A 2948-nucleotide genomic window follows, 5' to 3' on the forward strand; every position below is an offset into this window, starting at 1 on the left:
CGGCAGGCGGCCTGGCCGCGCTGGCGGCCAGGGGCCTGGCCCGGCGCCTGCGCGCCTGAACGGGAAGATCCCGCGGCGTCTACTTGACGAGCTGGAGCAGCTCCTGGTTGTCGGCGAAGACCTTCGCGGCGTTCTCCTTGGTGACCGGCTCCGCTTCGGTCAGGTAGGCGGCCACGCTGGTTTGCGCGTTGCCGTAAGACTCTTCCTCGTCGGCCTCGGGTGCATCGTCCTGCGCGAACCCTTTGACGACCGTCAGGGCCTCCCCCACCATGGCCGCGGGGTCGGCGTAGGTGGTGGCGTACTGCTTGCCGGCCATGATTGATTCCACGGCTTCCGGGGCGGATCCGCTGCCGACGACGACGGCGGAGTCCTGCCCGCCGTCTTCGGCGGCCCGGATGAGGGCCTGGGCGGTGGCGTCATCGGCGGCCAGGATGCCGTGCACGTCGTCGGAGGCATATTCCTCCTGCAACAGGCCGGCCAGCCGTTCTGCCGCCGCATCCGGGTTTTCGCCGGCGGTTGCCTCGAAATCCGTCTGGCCGGACAGCACGGCCACGGTGCCGTCGTCGATCTTGGGCTGCAGCACACTCATGGCTCCGTCGAACGCCAGGCGCGCGCCGCCGTCGTCCGGGTGGCCGCTGAACAGCTCGACGTTGTAGGGTCCTTCGCCCTGCCGTTCGGCCAGCCCATCGAGCAGTGCCTGGGCCTGGAGCTCACCGGTTTGGAAGGCATCCGCGCCCACCAGGTAGCCGACCGCGCCGGTGCCCATGACCATGGTGCCGAACGCGATGACCGGGACTTGCGCCTCCTGCGCCGCGGCCAACTGCTCCCCCAGGCCTGCCGGGTCTGCCGGGTCCACAATCAGCACCTCCGGTTCACCCTCGAGCATGGTGCTGATTTGTTGCTGCTGTTCAGCGGCGGTTTCGGCAACCTGGACATTCGGTTCGAAGTTCGAGTCCTCGATCTGTTCGGTGAACAGCGCTTCGGCGTACGCGGTGTCGGCGGAGAGGGACACGCCGATCAAGGAGCCGCTCTCGAAGCCTCCGGCGCCTCCCGCTTCCGGCCCCTCCCCCGTCTCTTCACCCGTGCGGGAACAGGACGTCAGCAAAAGCGCCGCCGTGACGGCCACCGCCGCCGGCAGTTTCATTCGTCCGGCAAATGAACCCATGACGTTGACCTCCGTCGTTCCGCCGTCCGACCGGATGGGAGAGTTGTGAGGAGGGGCCGGCGTGCCCCGCCGTGGTTTCAGCCTAGGACCCCGCCGAGGATTGGGATAGACGGTGTGCGTGCTGCGCGGCGGGCGCGGGCCGGATCGCCCTAGAGGTGCACGCTGGTGACCGGCATGGACGAATCCGGAGCGAATTCGAGGCCGGAGGGCCGGCCGCCGGCCATGACCACCTGGGCGCCGAGCGCTGCGACCATCGCCCCGTTGTCCGTGCACAGGGACACTGGCGGCACCCGCAGGGAGATGCCGTGCTCCGCGCAGCGTTCCTCGGTCAGCGCCCGCAGCCGCGAGTTCGCCGCAACGCCGCCGCCGAGCAGCAGGTTGGTGATGCCGTTTTCGGTGCAGGCCAGCATCGCCTTCGCGGTGATGACGTCCGCCACGGCTTCCTGGAAGGACGCGGCGATGTCGGCCACCGGCAGGGGGTCCCCGGCGGCCTCGAACTGCTCCACGCAGCGGGCCACGGCCGTCTTCAGGCCGGAGAAGGACCAGTCATAGCGGTGCGGGCCGGGGGCCTCGGCCGAGCCCATGTATCTGGGCTGGCTCAGTCCGCGGGGGAACCGGATGCGCCCCGGGTCGCCCTCCCGCGCCAGTTTGTCGATCGCCGGGCCGCCGGGATAGCCCAGGCCCAGGATGCGGGCCACCTTGTCGTAGGCTTCACCCGCCGCGTCGTCGATGGTGGAGCCGAGCAGTTCGACGTCGTCGGTCAGCGAGCGCACGCGCAGGATCTCCGTGTGTCCGCCGGAAACCAGCAGCGCGCCCAGGTTCTCCGGCAGCGCTCCCCCGTCCAGCACGCCGACGCCCACATGGGCGACCAGGTGGTTGATGGCGTACAACGGCTTGCCGGTGGCCAGCGCCAGGGCCTTGGCCGCGCACACCCCGACCATCAGGGCGCCGGCCAGCCCGGGGCCGGAGGTCACGGCGAGCGCGTCCACCTCGCCGAGGGTGACCCCGGCCGTGTCCAGCGCCTGTTCCAGCGTGGGGATGAAGGCGTCGAGGTGGGCGCGCGAGGCGATTTCCGGGATCACCCCGCCGAAGCGCACGTGTTCCTCCATCGAGGAGGACACCGTGTTGGCCAGGAGCGTATCCCCGCGGACGATGCCCACGCCCGTTTCGTCGCAGGAGGACTCGATGCCCACCACCAGCGGTTCGGTGCGGTTCATCGTGTGTCCTCCGTCGTCTCGGGTTCGTGGGTTGTCCGGCCGGTCCCGGTGCCGCCGTCGGTGCCGGCGCCGGTGCGGGCCTCGGCGCCGGGAGCACCTGCCCAGTCCTTGAGGCGCAGCCGCATGATCAGGGCATCAACACCGCCCCGGTAGTAGCGCGGGCGCACATGGATCTGCTCGAAGCCGAACCAGCGGTAGAGCCGCTGCGCCCGGGGGTTGTCCGCGCGCACTTCCAGCAAGACGTCGTCGGCCCGCTGGCTGCGTGCCAGGTCGATCAGCAGGGTCAGCAAGGTGGTGCCGATGCCTTGCCCCTCGCGCTCGGGGACGACCGCAATGGTCTGCACATCGGCGATCCGCCGCACGCACATCAGCCCGGCGTAGCCGATCACCGTGCCGAGCGCGTCCTCGGCCACGAAGTAGCTGCGGGTGTCCTGTGCCAGTTCCTCGTAAAACATTTCCGTCGGCCACGCGTCGTCCGGGAACAGCTTCCGTTCCAGCGCGTCCACGGCCGGCACGTCGGCCTCGGTCATCGGCCGGATGCCGCCCGCCGGCCGCGGCGTGCGGGC

The 2948-nt window shown here is 70.4% G+C and carries 3 protein-coding genes; all 3 read right to left on the bottom strand.

Annotated elements, in window-relative coordinates; all coding sequences use genetic code 11:
• Positions 1-79 precede the first annotated feature (79 nt).
• Positions 80-1144 (bottom strand): substrate-binding domain-containing protein, encoded by a 1065-nt coding sequence (locus AC5RUJ_RS13745; protein ID WP_494156016.1) that lies wholly within the window; start codon positions 1142-1144, stop codon positions 80-82.
• A gap of 170 nt (positions 1145-1314) precedes the next feature.
• Positions 1315-2382 (bottom strand): tRNA (adenosine(37)-N6)-threonylcarbamoyltransferase complex transferase subunit TsaD, encoded by a 1068-nt coding sequence (gene tsaD / locus AC5RUJ_RS13750; RefSeq protein ID WP_494128357.1) that lies wholly within the window; start codon positions 2380-2382, stop codon positions 1315-1317.
• Positions 2379-2912, bottom strand: a complete 534-nt coding sequence (gene rimI / locus AC5RUJ_RS13755; protein WP_494128375.1) for a ribosomal protein S18-alanine N-acetyltransferase — start codon at positions 2910-2912, stop codon at positions 2379-2381. Before rimI ends, tsaD begins: the two co-directional genes overlap by 4 nt.
• Positions 2913-2948: the final 36 nt, after the last annotated feature.

Source organism: Arthrobacter sp. Y3223164 (assembly GCF_059091005.1).

Excerpts from the sequence above, each read along its gene's own strand:
- AC5RUJ_RS13745 (WP_494156016.1), bottom strand. The coding sequence starts at position 1,144 with ATGAAACTGCCGGCGGCGGTGGCCGTCACGGCGGCGCTTTTGCTGACG.
- tsaD (WP_494128357.1), bottom strand. The coding sequence starts at position 2,382 with ATGAACCGCACCGAACCGCTGGTGGTGGGCATCGAGTCCTCCTGCGAC.
- rimI (WP_494128375.1), bottom strand. The coding sequence starts at position 2,912 with ATGACCGAGGCCGACGTGCCGGCCGTGGACGCGCTGGAACGGAAGCTG.